The sequence below is a fragment of the Flagellimonas oceanensis genome (assembly GCF_003992595.1).
In the GTDB taxonomy this organism is placed as follows: domain Bacteria; phylum Bacteroidota; class Bacteroidia; order Flavobacteriales; family Flavobacteriaceae; genus Flagellimonas; species Flagellimonas oceanensis.
In genome coordinates, this window is sequence record NZ_RZNA01000047.1 from 364544 (window position 1) to 386926 (window position 22383).

Below are 22383 nucleotides of genomic sequence, written 5' to 3' on the forward strand. Positions count from 1 at the left end.
TTGGGTGCCTTTGCTTTTTGGAAATCTCGAATCAACTGTATTGACCTTTTCCCTGTCATAAAATCATGTTTTTCTTGTATGGGGAGGTGGATTAAAACCCGTAATTTTGTGCATATTTCTTTCAAGAGGAAACTATGGACAAGGATTTAAGCCGTTTATTGTACAATTATTTGACCGAAGCCGGTATGGCTGAAGGTCTTGCAGCCTACATCAACTTATTTGTGTTGATGATAGTTGTACTGATACTTGTTCTTTTATTGGATGTCCTTATTTGGAAAGTTTTACGGGGGCTTTCTGTAAGATTGGCCAGAAAATCCATAAACAATTTTGACAATTTCTTGGTGGCTCATCGGGTTCCCCGCTATGTGGCCCATGTAGTGCCACTTACCATTTTGTTGGAGTTTGTACCCGTGGCCTTTGCCGATTTCGACTATGCAGAAAGTATTGCCATAAAAACACTGAAAATACTTTTTGTCCTTCTGACGCTGGTAATTTTCCGGAAGTTTTTCAAAAGCGTCAACGGGTATTTGAAAACGCGTCCAAAATTTAGGGATAAACCCATTGATAGCTATGTGCAGGTCTTCATGATCTTTGCATGGATCATTGGAATATTCACCATTTTTGCCATCGTTACCGATACCACGGTCTGGAAGTTCTTTACAGCTTTGGGTGCTGCTTCCGCAGTGGTGCTCCTGATTTTCAAAGACTCCATTTTGGGGCTCGTGGCAAGTATACAGGTTACCATCAACGATATTGTCCGAATAGGGGATTGGATCACTTTTGAAAAATACGGCGCCGACGGCGATGTCGTTGAAATAAGTCTGGCCACTGTAAAGGTCCAAAACTTTGACATGACCATTACAACGATCCCTACCTACGCACTGATTTCCGATTCCTTCAAGAATTGGCGCGGTATGCAGGTTTCCGGAGGTAGACGAATCAAAAGGTCTTTGGTAATAAGGCAAAAGAGCATTCGCTTTTTAACGGATGATGAGATTGAAAGGCTCAAGAAGATTCAATTGGTAGAAACCTATATCGGTGCACGGAACGACCAAATCAAATCATATAACCAGGAGAATAAAATCAATAAGGAATTATTGATCAATGGTAGAAACCTGACCAATTTCGGGGTGTTTCGCAAATATGTGACCACTTATCTGGAAACCCACTCGGCCATCAATAAGAATATGACGTTGATGGTACGTCAGTTACAACCAACGCCTCAAGGGATTCCTTTGGAAATTTATGCATTCAGTTCAGACAAAAGATGGGAGAACTATGAATATGTGATGGCGGATATTTTTGATCACCTACTCGCGGCACTCCCTTATTTTTCATTGGAACTTTTTGAACTTCCCGTTTCCAAGGACTTTGTTCCCGTGGAAGACGACATGGCTCAGTCTTAAATTTAGCTCGAAGCGGCGGACAAGGCAATTTGAACCATGTCCTTAAACGTTGTTTCGCGGGCATGGGCGGAGAGTCTCTCATCCGTTACCAAGGAGTCGGAAATGGTTAAAATGGTCAAAGCCTTTACATTGTATTTAGCAGCGATGGTGTAGAGTCCGGCGGTTTCCATTTCCACACAGAGCACGCCATATTCGGCCCAGAGTTTGTATTCTTCGGGGTCATCCACATAAAATTCATCCGAAGAGAGCACGTTGCCCGCTTTTATCGGGATGTTGTTCTTTTGGGCATAGTCCACTGCTTTTATGAAAAGGTCGAAATCGGCTGTGGGGGAATAATCGGAGTTGATGAATCGGGAATTGTTCATGCCCGATGTGGTTGAAGCTGCCATGGCCAAGACCACATCGTTTAATTTCACATCTTTTTGATACGATCCCGCGGAACCCACACGAATTATATTCTTGACCCCGTAATCGTTGATCAGTTCATGAAAATAGATCATGGCGGATGGCATTCCCATACCACTTCCTTGTACAGAGATTCTTTTTCCCTTGTATGTGCCGGTATATCCCAACATGCCACGAATTTTGTTATAGCAGACAGGATTTTCCAAAAATGTTTCCGCAATCCATTTGGCCCTTAAGGGATCTCCGGGCATAAGAACGGTCTCTGCTATCTCTCCTGGTTTGGCTTCAATGTGGGTACTCATGATGTTCTTATTTGATTAGGGATGGTCCGGAGGATGTCCCAATTCGGGATACGCCCAGTTCAATGTATTGTATGGCGGTATCTTTGTCCTTGACTCCACCGGAGGCTTTTATTTTTGCATTATTTCCAACTATTCTTTTCATGAGTTTTACATCATCAAAGGTGGCTCCACCCGTTCCAAACCCAGTTGAGGTTTTTACATAATCGGCATGTGCTTCAAGAGCTAACTTGCACGCCTTTTCCTTTTCTTTGTCCGTAAGGTAACAGGTTTCAATGATGACCTTTAATACGTTGTTTCCGATGGTTTCCTTTATGGCTTTGATCTCATCCTGGACGGCATCGTACATTCCCGACTTCAACCATCCGATATTGATGACCATATCGATTTCATCCGCACCGTTTTCAATACAATCAATGGCTTCGAATATTTTTGCCTTGGTGGACATGGCTCCCAATGGAAAACCTATAACGGCAGCGATTTTAATATTGGTCTTGTCCAAGCTTTCTTTGGCCAACGGCACATGGCATCCGTTTACGCATACGGCATAAAAACCATGGATTTTGGCCTCCTCACATAATTTTTTGATATCTGATTCGGTAGCCGTGGGCTTTAAATTGGTGTGGTCAATATATTTTTCCAATGACATACTAATGGTTGAACAATTGTTTGAGCTTAAAGATAGCCAACATCTCCGATCTATTTTTGCCTGCAAAAGATGCAGCAATGGACTCAGCTGTTTCCACAATCAGTTCTTTGATGGTTTCAGGGAACTTTTCATGATGGTCCATGTAGAATTCCTTGAACTCTTCAAAGTATTCCTCGCCTTCTTTTTCTTCGCCATCCAACCAATCAAAAACAATTTCGATTTGATAGGCGGCATCTGTGTGGAATTCATCTTCGATATCATCGACATCCAACCAATGTTGACGGACATATTTTCGCAATCTTTTTACCTCAATGGGTCTAACATTATGGTCGGCCATGGCCACGGCATAAAACAGTTTCCCCAAATTTTGGTAGAATTCGTTTCCTATTTTCTCTGAGTTGAACATGACTTTTGTTTTTAATCTCAATTAAAATTAGGGCAAAGAAGCTTGCTTTAATATGATATTTCTCAACTCCCAGTATCAATGAATATCAGGTTTATCAGGGTTTGGTAATGATGCCATCTTCCATTTCTATGATGCGGTCCGTTCTTTTGGCAAAATCCTTGTCATGCGTTACCACCAAAAGGGATAAGCCCTGTTCCTCTTTTAAGTTTTTGAAGATTTTGAACACGTTTTCAGAATTGTGACTGTCCAAGTTGCCCGTAGGTTCATCGCCCATCAATATAGTGGGGTCATTGATCAGGGCCCTGGCGATGGCAACCCGTTGTTTTTCCCCACCCGAGATACGTGAGGCCCGTTGGTGGGCCAAATGACCGATATGCAACATTTCAAGTTTCCGTAGGGCATCTTTTTCTATGGCTGCATGTGATCTTTCCGCAAGTTTTTTGGCGGGCAACATCACGTTTTCCAAAACACTGAACTCAGACAGTAAATAGTGGAACTGAAATACAAAACCAATGTTCTTGTTTCGAATCCTGGCCAGTTCCTTTTGGGACTTACCCGTGACCAGTTGGTCATTGAGGTACAGTTCTCCGGTGTATTCAGTGTCCATGGTGGAAAGTATGTAGAGCAAAGTGGATTTGCCAGAACCGGATTTGCCCATGATCGAGGCGAACTCGCCTTGTTTTACACCAAACGAAATATTTTTGAGCACATGGAAGTCCTTGGGCTTATAAAAGTGTTTGTTGATATTTTTGGCTTCTAAGACGGTGTTCATGATGATGTTAAGTTCCTCTAATGATCTTTACCGGATCGATTTTTTTGGCCTTGTTGGAGGGTAGGTACCCCGCTACGAAGGTCGAAATAAGGGCAAATGTGATTCCAATGAGATAATAGGTCCCATTGAAATTTACGGGGTAGGTGGAAATGGTAGGGAGCGCTTCAGTTTCAAACGGTGCGTTGTCAATGAGATGTGAAAGACCAAAGCCGATCAATAACCCCAATATTCCGCCCATCAGTCCTATAATGATGGCCTGAGCCATAAAAATGTATTGCACGTCTTTTCCTGAAAACCCTGTGGCTTTTAAAATGGCAATATCCTTCATTTTTTCATAAATGAGCATGTTCAAAATGTTGTAAATACCAAAACCAGCCACAATGAGCAGGGTAATGGAAACAGCATAAGTGATAAGGTTCCTGATATTGGAACCGGTCTCGAATTGGGCATTGGCCTCATTGATATCAACGGCTTTCACATTGAACTGTTTTTCCAAGCTACGTGCCATGGATTCGGACTCATCAATGTTCAGTAATTTAATGTTGATATCGGTCACATAATTTTCAGCTTCGCCCAAAATCTGCTGTACGGTACTGAGGTTGGCAAAACTTTGCACATTGTCGATTTCAGCAATGCCACTTTGATAGAAACCCACAATCTTCAGAGGGAAAATATCGCCTGCAACAGTGCTGATTTGTACCCTGTCTCCAATGGAAAGCGACATCTTTTCGGCCAATCCGGCCCCTAATAAAATTCCGTTGTTACTATTCTTCAGGGCTTCGGTAGAGCCCTCAACTATGTTGTCTTGGATATTGGAGAGGCGGGCCTCCTCCATAATGTCCACGCCAACGAGATTGCCGCCAAGTTCTATGGAACCGGAGAGGTAGAAAATCTGTGCCCTGAGCTGAGGTGTGGCTCCTTTCACATTGGGGTGCTTTTTCAGATAGCTCAAAATAGGCAGGGCATTGTGTATTTTTTCCTGATTTTGCTTGGGTTTTATGGAGTGTACAATGTTCATGGTGGACGTGAATTCACCATACAGTGAAATAGGCTGGGTTTCGGAAGGGCGTATTTCGTTGTACATGTGGATATGCGGGGTCTGGTTCAGTACCAAATCATCCAGCATGGCATTGAGCCCTGTCATAAAACTTACGAGGGTAATGTAGGCGCCAATTCCAAAAGTGACCCCCAGGGTGGCGGTAACCGTGGATTTCATCTTGGTAATAAGATGTGTTTTGGCAATGCCCAGTATCACGCTCCAATTGATCATTGCTCGGGTTTATAGATTGCCGTTTTTTCATCGATGCCATCCAAAACCTCCACTCTGTCCAAGTTTTGTAGTCCTATGGTAATCTCAGTTTCCCCGCTGTCGGTAAGTACTTTGGTATCATCAATAAGATAATCCTTTGGAACGGTAAGGGTTTCCTCTTTTTTGGAGATGACGATATTGGCTTCGCCGGAAAGACCGGGATATAATGTGCTGGGAGAATCCTTGAACAAAGCCTCTACCTTGAAGGTTTGGGAACGTTCGTCTTTTCTGGGATAAATTTTGTCCAAGGTTGCCTCAAATACCTTGGAATTGTAGGAGTCAAGTGTCAGAAACACTTTTTGGCCCTTTTTCAGCTTCACGATGTCCACCTCGTCGACCAACAGCTCAATAATGAACTCTTCACTTCTACCAATGGATGCCACGGGTTCTTGGGTGTTCACTATTTCCCCTGGGTTTTTGTAAATAGCGTAGACCGTTCCGTTTATTTTACTTTTTATGGTAAAGTCCTCAGAGGTGGTCAAAGAGGTTTTGTATTGGTTTTCCGACTGTAGCAATTGGGTCTCCAGTTCATTTTTGGTCTGCCTGTATTTTCTTTGGAGCAGGTTCAGGTTGTTTCTGGATAGTTCGTAGGCAAGCTTTCGGTTGTCGTATTCCACTTTGGAGCCAATATTTTGGTCCCAAAGGTTTTTTTGACGGAAATAATTGATGGAATCATTGGTCAACTTTAGGGTCGCAGCATGGATTTCGTCTTCAATACTGGTAAGTACGGCAGCCCTTCCCTGATAATTCTCCCGGGCAAGTTGGAGTGCAAGTTTGGCATTTTCAACATTGAGTTCGGGCGATGTGTTTTTAATTTGAAGGATGGGGTCGTTTTTCTTCACAATGTCACCTTCCTCGACCCAGGTTTTGTCCAAAATACCGATGACAATGGAATATGCTTGGTAGAGACTGTCCGGTTGAACGGTGGCCGAGGCATATACGGATTCTGTTAGCGCCATTTTGGTGGGATAAATCTTTTCCTTGCTTTTACCGCAAGATAAAAGGACAAGGAAAATGAGATATAAACAGTTGGAATGTTTCATCGGCAATAGCGTGATATGCTACTCAAATTACCAATAAAAAACTGATTTGAAACATGAGGTAGGTCAGTATGGTGTTGACTTTGAAATAAAGATATCAACTATCTGGAATTTTATGATGTCAATCTGACCAATATCATTGCATGAATGCCTTGCCCATGCTTCCTTTGTCGCAAAAACTAATGATACTGATTTCAGTGATATTGTTAGTTGTGCTCCTTGCCCTTGGGTTGTTGTTTGTGCCCATTCAAATTTATATTGATACGGATACGAATAAATATTTTGCCGGATTGAAGGGCTTGGCAAAGGCGAGTTTTGAACCTGACGAAAAAAAACTATTGCGCGTACGGTTAAAAGTACTTTTTATAGAACGTTGTTTTTATCCTTTGACGGCATCTTCAAAACCCAAAGAACCTTCCAAATCCAAAATAAAGAAAACCAGACCAAGAAAGATCAGGCTTAGAAAGCTGGTTCGGGTATTACGATCGTTCAAGGTAAAGCGATTTGCTCTGGACATGGATACAGGCGATTACGTGGCAAATGCAAAAATGTACCCCATTTTCGTATTGCTCAATCAATATATAGCCTCGTTCCACATCAATTTCGAGAACAGGAACAGATTGGTAATGGATATTCGAAACAGGCCTTACAGAATTTTAAAATCATTTATTAATCATTAAAAATCAAGGTCATGGATTTACATTTTGAAGAATTATTGAACAAGGTGACCGACTTTATCAAGTCGGAGGCCAGGACGGAAACCATTGTGGGAGAAGCCTTTGAGTTGGGCGAATTTAAGTGTGTACCTGTAATTAAGGTAGGTATGGGCTTTGGCTCTGGAGGTGGCGAAGGAGTGGAAGGTAAAGCAAGAAAAGGGGAAGGTGCCGGCGCAGGCGCTGGTATCGGAATCCAACCTATCGGCTTTTTGGTGACCAAGGGAGACGAAATCTCATTTTTGGAAGCGGGCAAGACCCATGGTTTGGCCGCAGCATTTGAGAAAGTGCCGGATTTGATCGATAAAATTGTTTCGGAACGAAACAAAAAAGGCGAAGAAGTTGTTGCTTAAACAAGAACAACAATCAAAAAAGAACTGGATTGCCTGGGCTATTAATTTAGGCAATCCAGTTCTTAAGATTTAAGCGACTTGTTGGCTCAAGTATATTCGTTTAGATTTTTTTTGAATTTTAGAATCTATACCCAACGCCAAATTGAAAAGCTTTGTTTTTGGCCTTTTCCCTTGAATTTCCATCATCCAGTGCGTGAGTGAATCCTTGAATATACCTTGCGGTCAATTCAAAGTCTCCCAAGACTTTAAAAGAAAGCCCTGCAAAAGCGGAAAAATCGAAGTTTTTGGCCACATCCGATTTCTCGGTATTGTCATAAGTTACTTTCTGATTCAAGAGGAAATTAAATGAGGGACCTACATGCGCGGAAAAACCATTCAAAAGATAGAGTTTTAAGGACAAGGGAATCTGTATGTAATCCAGTTTGAAATCTATGTCCCTTGAGCCACCAAGGAGTATTTCCCGTGCTTCATTTCCATGGTTGGCATATAGGATTTCGGGTTGCAAAGAAAATGTATTGCTCAATCGGATTTCACTGTACAGCCCAATAAAAAAACCTGTCCTGCTGCTGGTGTCACTAAAATAATAATAGGTAATGTTGCTTAAGCTAACGCCCCCTTTGATACCAAAATCAGTTTTTTCTTGTGCTTGGAGTTCGACTGTGAAAAATGAAAAGGTAAGAATAATTACGATTAAATTTTTCATATTGTTTTATGATATCAATTATTGATACACGTTCCAAAATTACCTTGCTATTCCAGAATTTCGGCTTCAAGTTTTTCTTCCACGACTTTACCATCTTTCAGGGAAACGTAGTAGCAATTGTACTCTTCGCCCAAGGAGACCACTCGGAACGGTTTTCCGTTCTTGAAGATGATGCCGGCATTGTTGTCCATGGCATAGCCCGCTTCAAAAATGCCTTTCTTGATGTTTTTCTCGTACAAAGGTCTGCGAAATTCCTCTCCATCATAATGAGGTGAGTGACTGTATGGGAGGAAGCCCAATCCTTCTACGACACTCAGTTCAATGGGTCTTGAATCCGTAGTTCCATTATCGAACCAACAGAGCGACCCCGCACTGCCTCCAGCCAAGACAATACCTTTTTCCAAGGCTTTTTTCAACACCACATCGATTCCTTGGGCTTTCCAGATGGCCATCATGTTCAAGGTGTTTCCGCCACCTACAACAATGGCGTCCACATTTAAAAGAACTTCTTCAAACGTCTGTTTTTGACGATATGAGCTGATCCAAACCCGCTGTACGGATGGTTCTATCGATAGGTCGTGTGTCAGTTCATACCATCTGATGATACTTCGTTCACTATCTCCGGATGCGGTGGGCAAGAAACAAATCTTGGGACGTTCTTTTCCCGTGAGTTTGATGATTTCCTTCATGAACAATTTATTGGGACCACTGCCACTTGGGAATATATACTGGTCTTGTGCGTTAACCATACTCGTCATAAGGATTGAAAGGGAACAAAGGAGAACTAATTTTTTCATTTTACTTGATTTAAGGTTGGTTTGAAATAACTCAAACCCCAAAATGCGATAATGGGATTCTGAATTTGGTTTGTTGCGCAACAAGTTACATAAAAATGAAAAGTGGATGTTTTATTTATGTAATAACTTTCAGCTTTTTAAGGCAATTATAATTTAGAGCTGTTGGAATAATGAATTTTTGATTGCACGGGGTATAAAAACAAAAAACCGATAAGCTTTTGCTTACCGGTTTTTTTAGTGACCTGACTGGGTTCAGAACCTACGTTCATTAGCCCAGTATTAATCAATATCCTGAGAAAGTTCACATCAGTTGTTGACGATTTGTGAACTTTAAGGTCGAATTGCTTTCATCATTTCAAATATAATTAAACCGTTATAAATAGTTGGAATTGACACGATGAGTTGTTGATTGTATAAGTTTTATTTATCTCGGTCCATCTCAATTCCTGTCAAACAAATTTGAGGTAAATTGACTCCCAAGGTGAAGGTCAATACTCCTTGCACCTAATTTAATCCAGATTTATTTTGCTTAACTTAGTGATTGACGGTGATGAAAAAAATGTCCATAAATAAACTTAGTATTGTTTGTATTCTTACATCAGTGGGTATTTCATCTTTTGGTCAAAATATACCTGAGGAGTTTTTGAACAATCAATGTCAAATAGATTCCTTATCTAAAATCTCAGCATACGATGGTGCGCTGCTGCTGGCATTGCAGAATTTGAAAATTGCAAAAAACACATCTTCGCCAGTTCTCTTGGGGACAGCCCAAAGTGAGGTGGCCAATTGCTATTTTTACAAAGGCAATTACGATTCCACACAACACTATGCCAAAAAGGCCATCGCTTTGGGGACGGAGAACAATTTGCCCGAAGTGACCACCAGTGCACTACTTTCCATTGGAAACATACATTATTCAAAGTTTGAAGATGTTGATGCAATAGCCACTTACCAGCAAATAGATTCTATTGCAGAATTTTCTGGAGAAAAGAACCCATATGTTGTCAAAGCGTTGTTCAATTTGGGCAAGGTACTCTTAAGAACTTACAGCGTACAGGACACTTCTTATATCGGAAAGTCTGAACAATATTTTAAAAACGCTATTAAAATGGCTTCGGAAATAAATGATAGCGATCAGGAACACTACGGATATATCATGATCGGAAATATTTTTGGCCAAAGAAAGGAATATCAAAAGGCCAAGCCCTATTTTAAAAAAAGCTTGACATATTTTAAAAGCAACGGTTCCATTGAAAACGTGGCCAATATTTATTGGTCCTTGGGTATCATAGAGACAGACCTCAATAATTATGATCAAGCCGATGCCTACTATAAAAAAAGGCTTGCCCTGCTCACTGAGACAGGGGACCCTAATCAAATTGCTAACGCCAATCGAGTCTACGCTGGGTTTCTTCTAAGAATTGGGGACTATAAACAGGCCATACCATATTTTGAAGCCGCCTATGCTTATTTTAAACAAGCCGATGCCGGTTCTAGTGGTGTTTTGCTGGGAATCACCAAAAACCTAGCAGAATCCTATGGAAAAACCGGGGACTTTGAGCAAGCGGTCGAATACTATGGACGATCATTCGTTCTGCAAGATTCTCTAGAGGCCCGAAAGCAAAAAAGTCTTGCTCTGGACCTTGAAGCCAAATACCAAACACAAAAGAGAGAACAAGAAATAGCACTGTTGAAATCACAAAACGAACTTGCCGAACAACAAAAAAGGAATCAGCGCAATCTTTTTTTGGGAGGAATAGGTCTAACATCCTTCGCAGTATTGTTTCTCTTTGTGCTTTATCGCAACCGTCAAAGAACGAATCAAAAATTAAGAGAGCTGGATGTGGCCAAATCAAACTTTTTTGCCAACATATCCCATGAACTGCGTACACCTTTGTCTTTGATACAGGGTCCGGTGGAACAGCAACTGGAGCGTTCGGAACTAAGCCAAGAAGATAAACGGAACCTGACCATTGCCAAAAAAAACACCCAACAGCTCGCTACTTTGGTCGATCAGTTGCTGGACCTATCAAAACTGGAATCAGGATTTTACAAATTGCATATAGGTAAAGCAATATTGTCCACTTTTTTGAAATCACAGGCGGAATCGTTCTTGTTCAGCGCTGAAAAAAAGTCCCAACAACTCCAAATAAAAATTTCCAAAGATGAAAATCATTATTGGTTTGATGCTGACATACTTCAGAAAGTGATTGGCAATCTTTTGGGCAATGCACTAAAATACAGCCCACAAAATGCCAAGATAAATTTTAAGGCGGAAATCATAGAGGGCGTTCTCTCATTAACAGTGACAAATACAGGTGTGTCTCTAACAAAAAAAGAATTAAAGGAAATATTCAACCGCTTTCACCAAATTCATACCAATAAAAGAGGCACGGGCATTGGACTGGCACTTACCAAAGAACTGGTCGGATTGCATAAAGGAAAGATTGAGGCCAAGAGCGGTCCGGAAAGTGTCACATTTCACATTGAATTGCCCATACTTGAAACCGACTACTCAAACGAGGAAAAAGTAACTGTCAAAAAATCAACAACTTTAGAGGAAACCTATCAGGAAAATACAGATGCCGTTGAAGATGAGAGCAAAGTGTCCATTACGGAAAGTGATGAAAGCCGGGACATTATTTTGATCGTGGATGACAATGAGGATCTACGCAACTACGTTTCTTCTATTTTTAATGACGAATTTAATATTGTTACGGCAGATAATGGAAGCGCCGGTTTTCAAAAAGCACTGAAACAGGTTCCCGATCTTATCATAACAGACCTGATGATGCCCGAAGAGGACGGACTGAAATTGACCGAAAATTGTAAGACCAACGATGCTACGTCCCACATTCCCATTCTAATGCTCACGGCAAAAGCCGGTGATGAAAATAGACTGACAGGATTGGAAACAGGAGCCGATGCCTATCTGACCAAGCCATTCAATAACAAAATTTTGAAGCAGACTGCCAAAAACTTATTGGAAAGCCGCAGAAAACTACAGGAGCGTTTTAGTCAAGAGATTATTTTAACCCCCAAGGACATATCCATCAGCTCTTATGATGAACGCTTCTTGGAGTCCCTTCAAAATGTTTTGGACGATCATTTGGTCACATCAGACTTTAATTCAAAAGATTTTGCAAAAACTTTGGGTATGAGCAGAATGCAACTGCACCGAAAGTTAAAAGCGCTCACGGGACAGACCACTACGGAATTTATCCGTAGCCAAAGGTTAAAATTGGCCGCTTCGCTACTTCGGAAAAGTGATGTCAATATCTCCGAAATCGGCTATCGGGTAGGCTTTAACGATCATTCCTATTTTACAAAGTGTTTTAGGGAAACCTATGGAACATCTCCCTCTGAATTCAGTAAAAAATAATCTACCCACGTCTCCTTAAGGCCAAGGTTTTTCTGCCTTGTTACATATTTCATAGGCTTTGATACATAATTCATAGCCCTCAGCATTATGTGCCATTATGTTTGCTCCAGCGTTGAATAATGACCTACACCTATACATTCAACCTTACTGATTGACTAACACAAAAACGCTTCATATCAGCATGAAGAAAAAGAGGTATGAAGGCATACTTGAAGAAGTTCCCCGATATGAGATTTATTTGAACGTGAACAAATTGCACAAGGGAAAATATAAGCTAAAGATCATGAATAAAAACAATGTCATCAAAAGCACACATTTCTCTAAAGAATAGTCCAAGGAGAAAAAACTAGTAGGGCAAAAACTGGGTTTGTTGCAATGATCTACCAAAACGTAATGAATCACTTTGGCCCAGTCCATTAATAAACAAACTGTTACCAAGAACAACCTTAAATTAAAATACTCATGAAGCTTTTTTTTAAATCAATTTTCGTTTGTTTTATCCTATTGTGCCAAGGTTGCAGCAATGATGACAATGGAAACAGAGTTGTCGTTATTGATGATGACAGTGTTGGCGATGAGCCAACTATAGAAACATTGGCAACCTTGACTCCGACTAACAACGATAGCCCAGTTTCCAAAACACCCTCGATCAGCTGGGAAAATTACAATAGCGACCAACCGATTACGTATTCCTTTTTCCTTGGAACCTCTGAAAATACACTGACCGAAATCGAATCAGGACTCACGGTTACTTCATATGATATTGAAATTGGCAATGCCCTTGATTTGAACACCGACTATTTTTGGCAAATCATTGCTTATGAAGAGGGTGAAAGGGTAGCGGAAAGTGAAGTTCAAACATTTACCACCGAGCTCATATTCCCAAGCTTAATTACTGAAGATGCTTCATACGGTGCCAGAAAAGCCACCGGGGTTGAAGTCTTTGATGATAGAATTTGGGTGATTGGAGGACGAAATGAAGCAGATGTTGCCCTTACGGATATATGGTCCAGTGATGATGGTGAGAATTGGACATTGGAAGGCGATTTTCCTTTTGGGGGCGTCTATGGACATGAATTGATTGCCTTCAACGGCAAGTTATGGATTTACGGAGGTATCTCTGAAGGTATTCTGTCCAATAAGATTTTTAGTTCAGAAGATGGCAGTGCTTGGGTGGAAGAAACGGAGACCACGCCATTTATACAATATCAAAATTCAAAGTTTGAAGTTTTTGGGGATAGCATATTTAGAATTGCCGGTTATTCGGGCGATATAGATGACCTATCTCCAGAACGCAATGTGTATAGCAGTATCGACGGATTAAATTGGAATTTGGAAATAGAAAATCACGGGTTTGATACCAAATACAGTTTTCAAATTGAAAACTTGAATGAAATACTATATTCTTTTGAGCCCAATCCAGATTTGGATATTGAAGAAATCAGTACATGGACCAGTATGGATGGAATCAACTGGTCGACCCCGGAAGTTTCAGAAATCCGTGAGAGGGGCATAAACTCGGTAAGGACTGTAGTATTGGATGGTAAAATTATATTGATGACCACCCCTGTGGATGGCCCAAACCCTGATTCAACCTTTTATGAATCTTCCAACGGAGTAGATTGGGTAGCTGCCACAACGATTGATTCGGTTCCGATAAGAGCCATTTTCTATGCATTGGTCAATCTAAATGGTGAGCTATTTGCCATTGGTGGAACACAACGGAGCAATTTTTCAGCAACAAACAATACCGTTTGGAAACTTAACTAAAGATCTAAATCAATTCAATTAAATAAGCTTATGAAATCAATTGTTAAATTATTATTGGCCATTATGGTAACAGGAATTTGCACGCTGCATGCCCAAAAGTTGCCCAAGAACACAAACATCAATATTTCTCAGACCTCCAAAATAGACTTGAGCAATAAAATCATTGCCAAGCCACAAAGGATAGACGTGAAAAAATTTGAAAGCCTTAATGCAAAACAAATAGCAAAACTACCCGCAACCACATTTGACCGTTCTGCTTTGTTAAGGCTTAAGTACAACAAATCATGGGAAATTGAACCTGGGCGAATGACGGACAAGGATATGAAGGTAGTGTCATATTTTGGAAAATTTGAGCAGTCCCCCAGATACATCAGTGTGTATCCAGAAAACAAATATTATCCGGGAGTAAACAATGGAGCACCAGGGTTTTTACCTGAAATGAGGTGTCTGGTTCTGCAATTTAATCCAGAGGCCGGACAGAGATACCGCATGATCATCAAACTTAAACCTGGCGAATACGGAAACAAAAAAGTGATGACCAATGTCACAGGAAGATATAACGATACGTGGTTCATCAATAACCAATACGACGAAATTATGTTCGATTTTATTGGTGATAGCAGAGAGATAAAGATAAGTCCGATTATAGCGGGGGCAGAGAACTATTATATCAAATATGAACCATTGGAGATAGCGAATATTAAAGTTGATAGAATTGATGAATAGGCTTAAATGTAAGCCAAATTCAAAAATAGGAGTGCCTTAAGAAACATAATAACATCATTATGAAAGTATCAAACATTACCATTGCCTTTTTGGGCGTGTTGCTAATAGCTGCTTGCGGAAATACAAGCAAAAAGGAAGAATCAACTACAGAGAGTTCTAGGACAGATCTAAAATTGGAAGCTGCCAGTGCAATGGATTTGGAGCAAAAAGGGGACTATACCCAACTATACACTCCAAATGCAGATTGCAAACTTACCCCTTCTCAATTGGCCGAGGCTTTGGGATACAACGATGGTCAAGTAGAAGAACAAAGCAACTATCAAGGAAATTGTTGGTATAAAGTGACCCATCCAGGCAATTTTACGGTCAACTATGGAATAAGCCTTGAAAAATGGGGAGACAAAAATATTATCGAAGATGAAATTGAAAGTGGGCTGAAGAACGAGATGGTTGATGTCAGCATCAGTGAATCTGGCGATACCTATATAAAAAGACATCCGGTACAAGGCTTCCTGCTCCTGTTAAATGCCAACTATGAAAACCCAATAAACATCAGCTATAATTATTTAAACACCAGTGGTCCCAAACTGACAGACTCCCAAAGGGAAGAACAGAAACAGAATACGTATAAAATTGCCAACTATGTTATTAATCACTACCAAAATTAAATCAAGATGAAACTTTTGCAAAATATCGTGTTCCTTGGCCTCTTGCTCATCGGTGCATTTCAAGGATCTGCCCAACCTTTTACCTTGGACAAAGCGATTCAACCTGTGGAACTAAAACTCTTGGCAGACACTAGAGCGGGGCACGAAGGGGAATTAGGCATTGTTTATTTCAATCGCCTTTCAGATACTGCAATGTACCATTACGTCACTGGGCACGACCTCTACAATTTTGTTGACGTTTTGGTGACCAGTGTAGACGGCACTCCATTAAAAGTAAGTTTGGCAAAAGATAATTGGGAAGCCGTGCAGGCCCAACAAAACACTGTCAATGCACGAGATGGGATAGCGGACTTCAAAATACGCACCTGGGGAAGTTTTGGAATAAAAATAGAGCCGGAGCAACCCAACAATTCAATCTATACCATTGCCGTATTGGCCAGCCCCGAAAAAAAAACCTATTTGGGCAGTGCCTTTAGGTCGATCAATGAAGATGAAATGACATCCAGTGGTGAACCCTCACCGAATGAAGCTGCTGGTACTAGCGATGATGGAGGGAGTGCCAATTACCTATTGTACATTGCCCTTGGGGTTGCTTTACTGGTCATTGGTGTTTTGGCCGGAAAGCTTATGGGAAGAAAAGGAAAAGGGACTGCAGTGGTTTTGGTGCTTCTATCATTAGTGCCGTTATCAAGCTTTGGTCAAGATAGGGGCGCTGTGTTGACCATGGAAGAGTTTGAAAATTGGAAGAAGCAGCAAAATTCAAAACATGCAATGGTCATGAGCCAATTAGCGGCCTTGGAGAGCGAGCGTAAAGCTGTGGACAAAGGGGTCAATGATTTAGACAAGACTATCGCCACGATACGGAAACAATGGGACAACGTTAAATTGCTCTATGATACCTATAACAACGGATTGGGTAAATGTATCAGTTCCACTCCGCCGGCCCAAGCGCCCTCCATCCCTTCCATTTGTACTGATTTATCTCTTGATGATAACGGCTACATTTCGGAGGAGGAAGATCAAGAGTGCGCCGAATGTTTTCTGGAAGCCCGAAAGAAGTTTAACAATATGCGATACCAGTTTGAAAAGCTTGCCACAATCTATAAATGCACCAAGGACTTTTCCAATGCCGCAATTTCTTTTGGTGATGACGTATCTGGTTTTACACCCAGTGGAGTAGGTGGATTGGCCTGGCAAACACAACGGAGGAATATAGAAAAATCCGTTACAGAATTTGAACAGGCTTATGACAAAAAATATGGCGAGTTTCTTCAGAGCTTGGCCGACGCCATGATGGAACTCAATATTTGTGAGGCCAAGTACGGGGTTGAAGACTGGTACGACCGTTTTGGCTACATGTATTTTGAATTTATGAAAGATAAATATCAAAGGAAGGACTAATGAAAGCAAAGAAAATAAAGTTCATCCTATTGTTGTCCATAATCTTGGGCATATGGTTCAGCTGTAAATCCATAAACCCAATAGCGACTTCCACCAATATGGACATTGTTGGATCTTGGGAAGGATGTGATGGACGTGTGGTTGCCTTTTATACCAATGAAAATGGAGAAATTGAAGGACGCTATGTAAAGCTGGGGGGCCTTGGAAGGTACAAGTTTGCCTTGGATGAAGTAGGCTTTCATCTTTCCCAGCAAACGCCTGGCACCTATGTTGGACAGGTAAAATGGAAAAATACTATGGGAAAGGAAACCTGGAGGGATGAAACCATCATAGTAAAGGAAAATGTCCTAAAAACATCAAGTTCGGATGATTGTAGCAAGGAATTGACTAGAATTGAACAAAAATGAGTCAATGATTTATGAGATAGTCCTTGAATAATATTTTTGAATCGTTAATTGGAAGTTGTAAATTAAACTCTGTCTGAAATAGATTTAAACATTAATTTTATTCGGACAGAACCATGAGAAAAGAGGAACAGACAGAATTCGAGAAAAAGGTACTTGACCAGTTCATGTCGGGCAAGAACCTTTTCGGCAAGGGCGGCGCGTTCGCTCCGATGCTGAAGAACGTCATCGAAAAAGCCCTTGAGGCGGAGATGGATGGCCATTTGGACGAATCCCAAAGAATCAACGGCAACAAACGCAACGGCAAAGGGAAAAGACCATCAAGAGCGGCTATGGCACTTTCGATATCGATACGCCCTAGGACAGGCAAAGCAGCTTTGAGCCGGAACTGGTAAAGAAACGTCAGACCATTTTGGCCGACAACCTCTCGGACAAGATCATAGGACTTTATGGCCTTGGGATGAGTTACCGCGACATCTCTTCGCATATCAAGGAAATGTACGACACCGACATCTCCCATACCGTTTTGAGCCAGATAACCGATAAGGTCGTCCCAGATGTAAAGGCGTGGCAGAACCGCCCGCTGGAGCCACTCTATTGCATCGTATGGCTCGATGCGATGCACTACAAGGTAAAGGTCGACGGTAAGATCGAGTACAAGGCCCTCTACAATATCCTTGGCATCAACAAGGAGGGCTACAAGGAGGTTTTGGGCATGTACATCTCCGAGAGCGAGGGTGCCAATTTTTGGTTGCAAGTACTGACCGACCTGAACAATCGGGGTGTAGCCTTCCCTAAAAATGACCTCCTCCCAAAATTAGGTGCCGGTCATAACTAGGGAATCGGGGCTGTTTTCATTCATTTCAATGTACTCGTTGGGAGACATGTCTCCCAACGAGCTGTGCGGTCTATAATTGTTATAGTCCTCTTTCCAAATATCGAACTTTTCCTGGGCATCCTCCAAAGAGAAGAACCAATTGGCGTTCAGGTACTTGTCCCTGAACGAACCGTTGAAGCTCTCGATAAAAGGGTTGTCCGTTTGTTTTCCCGGCCTTGAGAAGTCAAGTTCAACATTGTTTCCATAGGCCCATTTGTCCGACACCTTGCTGATGAAGTCACTTCCATTATCCACTTTGACACGTTTTGGGAGTACTTTGTTCCCAATAGTAATGATTTCCATTACCTATACGACATCGCTTCCCTTGAGGGACTTTCCGGCATGTATGGCCAAGCACTTGCGACTAAAGTTATCCACTATAGTCAATGCCCTGAAACGGCTCCCGTTGTACAACTGGTCCGAGACAAAATCCATGCTCCAACATTCGTTAAAACTAGAGGCGTTACCCTTTGCGGGCTGTCTGTGCGCGGCGGAACGGTTCCGTTTGGGCCGCTTGCTCTCAGGTTCAGCCCTTCATCACAATAGACCGTACATGCGTTTGTGGTTGTACAAGAAACCCTCCAGTCTCAAAAGAATATGGATGCGCCAGAACCCGTAGCGTACCCTGACGGCGGCAATCTCGTTCATCCGCATGCGCAACAGTTCATCACTACGGCCCTTGGCCCTGTAATAGAAAACGACCTTGTGCAACAATACGAGCTTCCAGCAACGCTGGATGGAGATGTTATACTCCATCCTTATATTTTCGACCATCCCGCGCTTTCGGGACGGCCTCAGAACTTTTTTTTCAGCACGTCCTGCAGGATCTGTTTGTCCAGGCTCAGGTCGGCGACCAGTTTCTACAACTGTGCGTTCTCCTCCTCCAGGTTCTTCAGTCTCTGGAGTTCGGAAACACCCAGCCCGCCATCTTTCTTCTTCCAGTTGTAGAACGTGGCCTCAGATATCCCCATCTTGCGGCACACCTCTTGGATACGGGTCCCCGTCTCCACTTGTTTGATCGCAAATACGATCTGCGATTCCGTGTACTTCGATCGTCCCATAAGCAAATACTTGTTTAAAGTCAAACATTTATTCGCCCAGAATACTCTAATTCCAAACTGTCCGGTTTAACGGGAGGAGGTCAACCTATGTGGTCCCCCCCAAGGTGGACACATCTGACGGAGTGGACTCCACGGAGCTGGGGGAGCTCTGCTACCAGTACGTTTACGACCATAGGAATCGATTGGTGGAGAAGAAGCTTCCGGGCAAGGGCAGGGAATATATCGTGTACAACAAGTTGGACCAACCCATCATGACGCGTGATGTCCTCTTGCAGGGGCAGGGCAAGTGGCTGTTTACCCGGTACGATGCCCATGGGCGTGTGGCTTTCACGGGGATGGTCAATGGGGACACAAGGACATCGGAACAGACAGCGGCCAACAATGCCCCCGAACAATGGGCCGAACAATCGGGCAGTGCCACGACGGTGGACGGTGCGGCGCTATATTACAATGGTGACGGTTATCCGGCCCTGGGCTCTGTTGTCGAGCTGCACACCATAAATTATTATGATGGGTACAATGCCACAAGGGATGGTATTGCCAAACCCGTCGGACAAGTACTGGGCCAAGACCAGGCCACAAATGTTATCGGGCTTGCCACCTCCAGTAAGGTTCGCGTTCTGGACACTGACCATTGGATAAATACCCTTTCGGTTTACGACACTAAGAGCAGGGTGGTATGGTCACGCATCGAGAACACCTATCTTGGAACAACGGACATCGTGAGCATGGAACTGGACTTTGTGGGCAAGATGGTTCTACAAGAAAATGAGCACACCAAAGACAGTGACCCGACTATCACGGTGACAGATACTTATGACTACGACCATGCAGGACGATTAATCAGTCAAGAGCAGACCATTGGGAACCATACGGAAACTTTGTTTGTGAACCAATATGACGATTTGGGGCAATTGGCCTCCAAGCAGGCGGGGAACACCGTGGGGTCGCCATTGCAGACTTATGATTATGAATACAATATCAGGGGCTGGCTCAAGCAGATCAACAACCCTGCCAACCTGGGGAACGACATCTTTGCCTTTGGGATTGCCTATAATGACCCGACAGATTTCGGAGTTAACGAGAATCCACAGGCGCTATTCAACGGGAACATCTCACAGGTACAGTGGAGTACGGCCAGTACAAATACGAGTGGTAACCCTGTGAGCGAGCGGTATTCGTACAGCTATGATGCCCTGAACAGGATTACCTCGGGAATGGATAACACGGGACATTATAACCTAGTGGGGATATCATATGATAAAAATGGCAACATTGGGAGCCTAGAGCGCAAGGGCCATACGGCTGTTGACGGTACCGGACAAGTGACCTCCTTTGCCGGTTCCATGGACATGTTGGAATATGAATACCACAACAGCGGGACGAGCAACAGGCTTTACAAGGTCCGGGACTATGGCAATGACACCTACGGGTTCAAGGACAGCTCGGTCGACGATCAGGATTATTGGTACGACGGCAACGGCAACATGACCAGGGACCTTAATAAAGGAATCGGAACGGCCAGTACGGACGGCATCGAGTACAACCACCTGAACCTACCCACAAAGATTGAGATGGGTTCCGAGAATATTTCGTATGTTTATGATGCCTTGGGCACCAAATTGGAAAAAGAAGTGTCCGCGGGAAGTTCTGTGACACAATATGCGGGGAACTATGTATATAGTGGCCCATCGGGGAGCGAGGCGCTTCAGTTCATGAGTCAGCCTGAGGGGTATATTACCCCGGATGGAATGAACGGATACGACTATGTCTACCAATATAAAGATCACTTGGGCAACATACGCTTGAGTTATGTGGATGATGGAAATGGTGGTCTGGAAATTGTGGAGGAGAACAACTACTATCCTTTCGGCCTTAAGCACAAAGGGTACAATGACAATGGTATCTCACCGCTGGGCAACGATGTGGCGCAGAAGTTCAAAACGTACCAGGGACAGGAGTTGGATGAAAGCTTTGATGTTAATCTGCATCACTTTAAATACCGAACATATGATTCATCGATTGGAAGATTTTTGCAAATAGATCCACTTGCTCCAACCTATGTATACAATTCTACATACGCTTTTGCAGAAAACAACGTTACCAGTGGTATTGATCTTGAGGGTAAAGAACTTTCTTATGAATTAGATGGTAATAGAGCAACTGGGGTGTTCGGTCCAAGGACAAACACTCTTACATTACAAGAAGCTAATAGCGAAGTCTCCAAGCTGGATAGGGCGGTCAATGTATACCACCTGCGGCGGATGAAAGTGAGCAGTGCAAATCAAGTGCACGAGATCGACTCATTTTGGTGCTGAAGTTAACGTTTATTTTTAATTTTTTTTCTCATTGATTCCCCTTTTATGTCCACCCTGTGAGCCGAGTGCACCAGCCGGTCAAGGATGGCGTCGGCGATCGTTTTTTCACCGATGACATCGTGCCATGCCTCCACGGGCAGTTGTGAGGCTATAATGGTGGACCTTTTGCCGTGCCTGTCCTCTATGATCTCCATCAAAGAGTGCCTGTTGATGTTGTCCAATGGTTTTAGGCCAAAGTCATCCAGTATGAGCAGGTCCTGTTTTTCAAGTTTTCCAATGAATTTTAGATAGGACCCGTCCGCCTTTGAGGTTTTGAGCAAGGTAAAGAGTTTGGCCGTGTTGAAGTACATGGTCCTGTGCCCCATTGAGCAGGCCTGGTGCCCGATGGCGGAGGCCAGATAGCTCTTGCCGACCCCGGTGCTCCCGGTAATGAGCATATTTTCACCCTTGCGTATAAATCCACAGGAGGCGTAGCGCTGTATCCTGTTCCTGTCGATGTTCCTTCCAGGGCCGTAATCGATGGCCTCCATAACGGCACCGTACCTGAACCTTGCGGCCTTTGTCAGGCGCTCGATCTTGCGGTTGTGCCTATCGTCCCATTCGGACTGTACCAGATAGGCCACCAGTTCATCGTTGGTATAGTCCATGCTCTCGGGCGAGAGGCTGGTGTCAAAGGCCCTGAGCATCCCGTGGAGCCTGAGCTGTTTCATCTGTTCCAATGTCTTTGTGTTCATGTTGTCTGTTTTAATGTTTGTCATTTATAATAGTTTCCTCCCCTGATGTTATCGTGGTCCGGGACCTCGGAGGTATCCTCCGGGTCGTCCTCCAGGGTGTCCCACCCTTTTTTCAGTATCCGCTCCACCATGCTGTAATTATAGGCCCCATAGTCCGATGCCCGCCTGCAGGCATTGTCCAGCCGTTGGT

At 42.9% G+C, this 22383-nt stretch carries 20 protein-coding genes and 2 pseudogenes; 12 read left to right on the plus strand and 10 right to left on the minus strand.

Annotated elements, in window-relative coordinates:
- Window positions 1-134 precede the first annotated feature (134 nt).
- Entirely contained in the window at window positions 135-1406 is a 1272-nt protein-coding gene (locus tag EO132_RS14755; protein WP_127138585.1) for a mechanosensitive ion channel family protein, read from the plus strand.
- A gap of 2 nt (window positions 1407-1408) precedes the next feature.
- On the opposite strand, the gene deoD is transcribed toward EO132_RS14755, so the two are convergent.
- The 6 genes from deoD to EO132_RS14785 form a co-directional block, all read right to left on the minus strand.
- Window positions 1409-2113 (minus strand): purine-nucleoside phosphorylase, encoded by a 705-nt coding sequence (deoD, locus tag EO132_RS14760; RefSeq protein ID WP_127138586.1) that lies wholly within the window; start codon window positions 2111-2113, stop codon window positions 1409-1411.
- Window positions 2114-2120: 7 nt separating this feature from the next.
- Complete coding sequence (gene deoC, locus EO132_RS14765) at window positions 2121-2759, minus strand: deoxyribose-phosphate aldolase (RefSeq protein WP_127138587.1); 639 nt, start codon at window positions 2757-2759, stop codon at window positions 2121-2123.
- Window position 2760: 1 nt separating this feature from the next.
- On the minus strand, window positions 2761-3165 hold the full coding sequence (locus EO132_RS14770) for a hypothetical protein (RefSeq protein WP_127138588.1): 405 nt from the start codon (window positions 3163-3165) through the stop codon (window positions 2761-2763).
- A gap of 94 nt (window positions 3166-3259) precedes the next feature.
- The gene (locus EO132_RS14775) at window positions 3260-3937 is read right to left on the minus strand and encodes an ABC transporter ATP-binding protein (RefSeq protein ID WP_127138589.1); all 678 of its coding nucleotides are present in this window, start codon (window positions 3935-3937) and stop codon (window positions 3260-3262) included.
- Between the two features lie 7 nt (window positions 3938-3944).
- Window positions 3945-5207 carry an ABC transporter permease gene (locus EO132_RS14780; RefSeq protein WP_127138590.1) on the minus strand — a complete coding sequence of 421 codons (1263 nt, stop codon included), beginning with the start codon at window positions 5205-5207 and terminating at the stop codon, window positions 3945-3947.
- Window positions 5204-6205: an efflux RND transporter periplasmic adaptor subunit gene (locus tag EO132_RS14785; protein WP_235856477.1), complete on the minus strand. Its 1002-nt coding sequence runs from the start codon at window positions 6203-6205 to the stop codon at window positions 5204-5206. Before EO132_RS14785 ends, EO132_RS14780 begins: the two co-directional genes overlap by 4 nt.
- A gap of 263 nt (window positions 6206-6468) precedes the next feature.
- Between EO132_RS14785 and EO132_RS14790 the strand changes: the two genes are divergently transcribed.
- Complete coding sequence (locus EO132_RS14790; protein ID WP_127138592.1) at window positions 6469-6966, plus strand: hypothetical protein; 498 nt, start codon at window positions 6469-6471, stop codon at window positions 6964-6966.
- An 11-nt stretch (window positions 6967-6977) separates the two neighbouring features.
- Window positions 6978-7352: a GerW family sporulation protein gene (locus EO132_RS14795; RefSeq protein ID WP_127138593.1), complete on the plus strand. Its 375-nt coding sequence runs from the start codon at window positions 6978-6980 to the stop codon at window positions 7350-7352.
- Window positions 7353-7470: 118 nt separating this feature from the next.
- Here the strand turns inward: EO132_RS14795 and EO132_RS14800 are convergent, their stop codons facing one another.
- Both EO132_RS14800 and EO132_RS14805 read right to left on the minus strand, forming a co-directional pair.
- Window positions 7471-8055 carry a porin family protein gene (locus EO132_RS14800; RefSeq protein ID WP_127138594.1) on the minus strand — a complete coding sequence of 195 codons (585 nt, stop codon included), beginning with the start codon at window positions 8053-8055 and terminating at the stop codon, window positions 7471-7473.
- A gap of 47 nt (window positions 8056-8102) precedes the next feature.
- A complete protein-coding gene (locus EO132_RS14805; protein WP_127138595.1) occupies window positions 8103-8852 on the minus strand; it encodes a Type 1 glutamine amidotransferase-like domain-containing protein in 750 nt (249 codons plus the stop codon).
- Between the two features lie 559 nt (window positions 8853-9411).
- On the opposite strand from EO132_RS14805, the gene EO132_RS14810 reads away from it, so the two are divergent.
- The 8 genes and pseudogenes from EO132_RS14810 to EO132_RS19780 all read left to right on the plus strand — a co-directional run.
- Complete coding sequence (locus EO132_RS14810) at window positions 9412-12234, plus strand: hybrid sensor histidine kinase/response regulator transcription factor (RefSeq protein ID WP_164732357.1); 2823 nt, start codon at window positions 9412-9414, stop codon at window positions 12232-12234.
- Between the two features lie 181 nt (window positions 12235-12415).
- Window positions 12416-12565 carry a hypothetical protein gene (locus tag EO132_RS19330; protein ID WP_164732358.1) on the plus strand — a complete coding sequence of 50 codons (150 nt, stop codon included), beginning with the start codon at window positions 12416-12418 and terminating at the stop codon, window positions 12563-12565.
- Between the two features lie 131 nt (window positions 12566-12696).
- On the plus strand, window positions 12697-14004 hold the full coding sequence (locus EO132_RS14815) for a DUF6242 domain-containing protein (RefSeq protein WP_127138597.1): 1308 nt from the start codon (window positions 12697-12699) through the stop codon (window positions 14002-14004).
- Window positions 14005-14034: 30 nt separating this feature from the next.
- Window positions 14035-14730: a hypothetical protein gene (locus EO132_RS14820; RefSeq protein WP_127138598.1), complete on the plus strand. Its 696-nt coding sequence runs from the start codon at window positions 14035-14037 to the stop codon at window positions 14728-14730.
- 59 nt (window positions 14731-14789) lie between these two features.
- Window positions 14790-15398 (plus strand): hypothetical protein, encoded by a 609-nt coding sequence (locus EO132_RS14825; protein WP_127138599.1) that lies wholly within the window; start codon window positions 14790-14792, stop codon window positions 15396-15398.
- A gap of 6 nt (window positions 15399-15404) precedes the next feature.
- On the plus strand, window positions 15405-16799 hold the full coding sequence (locus EO132_RS14830) for a hypothetical protein (RefSeq protein WP_127138600.1): 1395 nt from the start codon (window positions 15405-15407) through the stop codon (window positions 16797-16799).
- A complete protein-coding gene (locus tag EO132_RS14835) occupies window positions 16799-17206 on the plus strand; it encodes a hypothetical protein (RefSeq protein ID WP_127138601.1) in 408 nt (135 codons plus the stop codon). The genes EO132_RS14830 and EO132_RS14835 overlap by 1 nt, the downstream gene beginning before the upstream one ends.
- Window positions 17207-17319: 113 nt before the next feature.
- Window positions 17320-17990 (plus strand): annotated as a pseudogene (locus EO132_RS19780) (IS256 family transposase); the annotation flags it as partial.
- Between the two features lie 30 nt (window positions 17991-18020).
- Here the strand turns inward: EO132_RS19780 and EO132_RS14850 are convergent.
- Window positions 18021-19141, minus strand: a pseudogene (locus EO132_RS14850) (IS3 family transposase).
- A gap of 89 nt (window positions 19142-19230) precedes the next feature.
- Here EO132_RS14850 and EO132_RS14855 point away from each other — a divergent pair.
- A complete protein-coding gene (locus EO132_RS14855; protein ID WP_127138604.1) occupies window positions 19231-21459 on the plus strand; it encodes an RHS repeat domain-containing protein in 2229 nt (742 codons plus the stop codon).
- A 2-nt stretch (window positions 21460-21461) separates the two neighbouring features.
- On the opposite strand, the gene istB is transcribed toward EO132_RS14855, so the two are convergent.
- Entirely contained in the window at window positions 21462-22193 is a 732-nt protein-coding gene (istB, locus tag EO132_RS14860) for an IS21-like element helper ATPase IstB (RefSeq protein WP_127136804.1), read from the minus strand.
- Window positions 22194-22383: the final 190 nt, after the last annotated feature.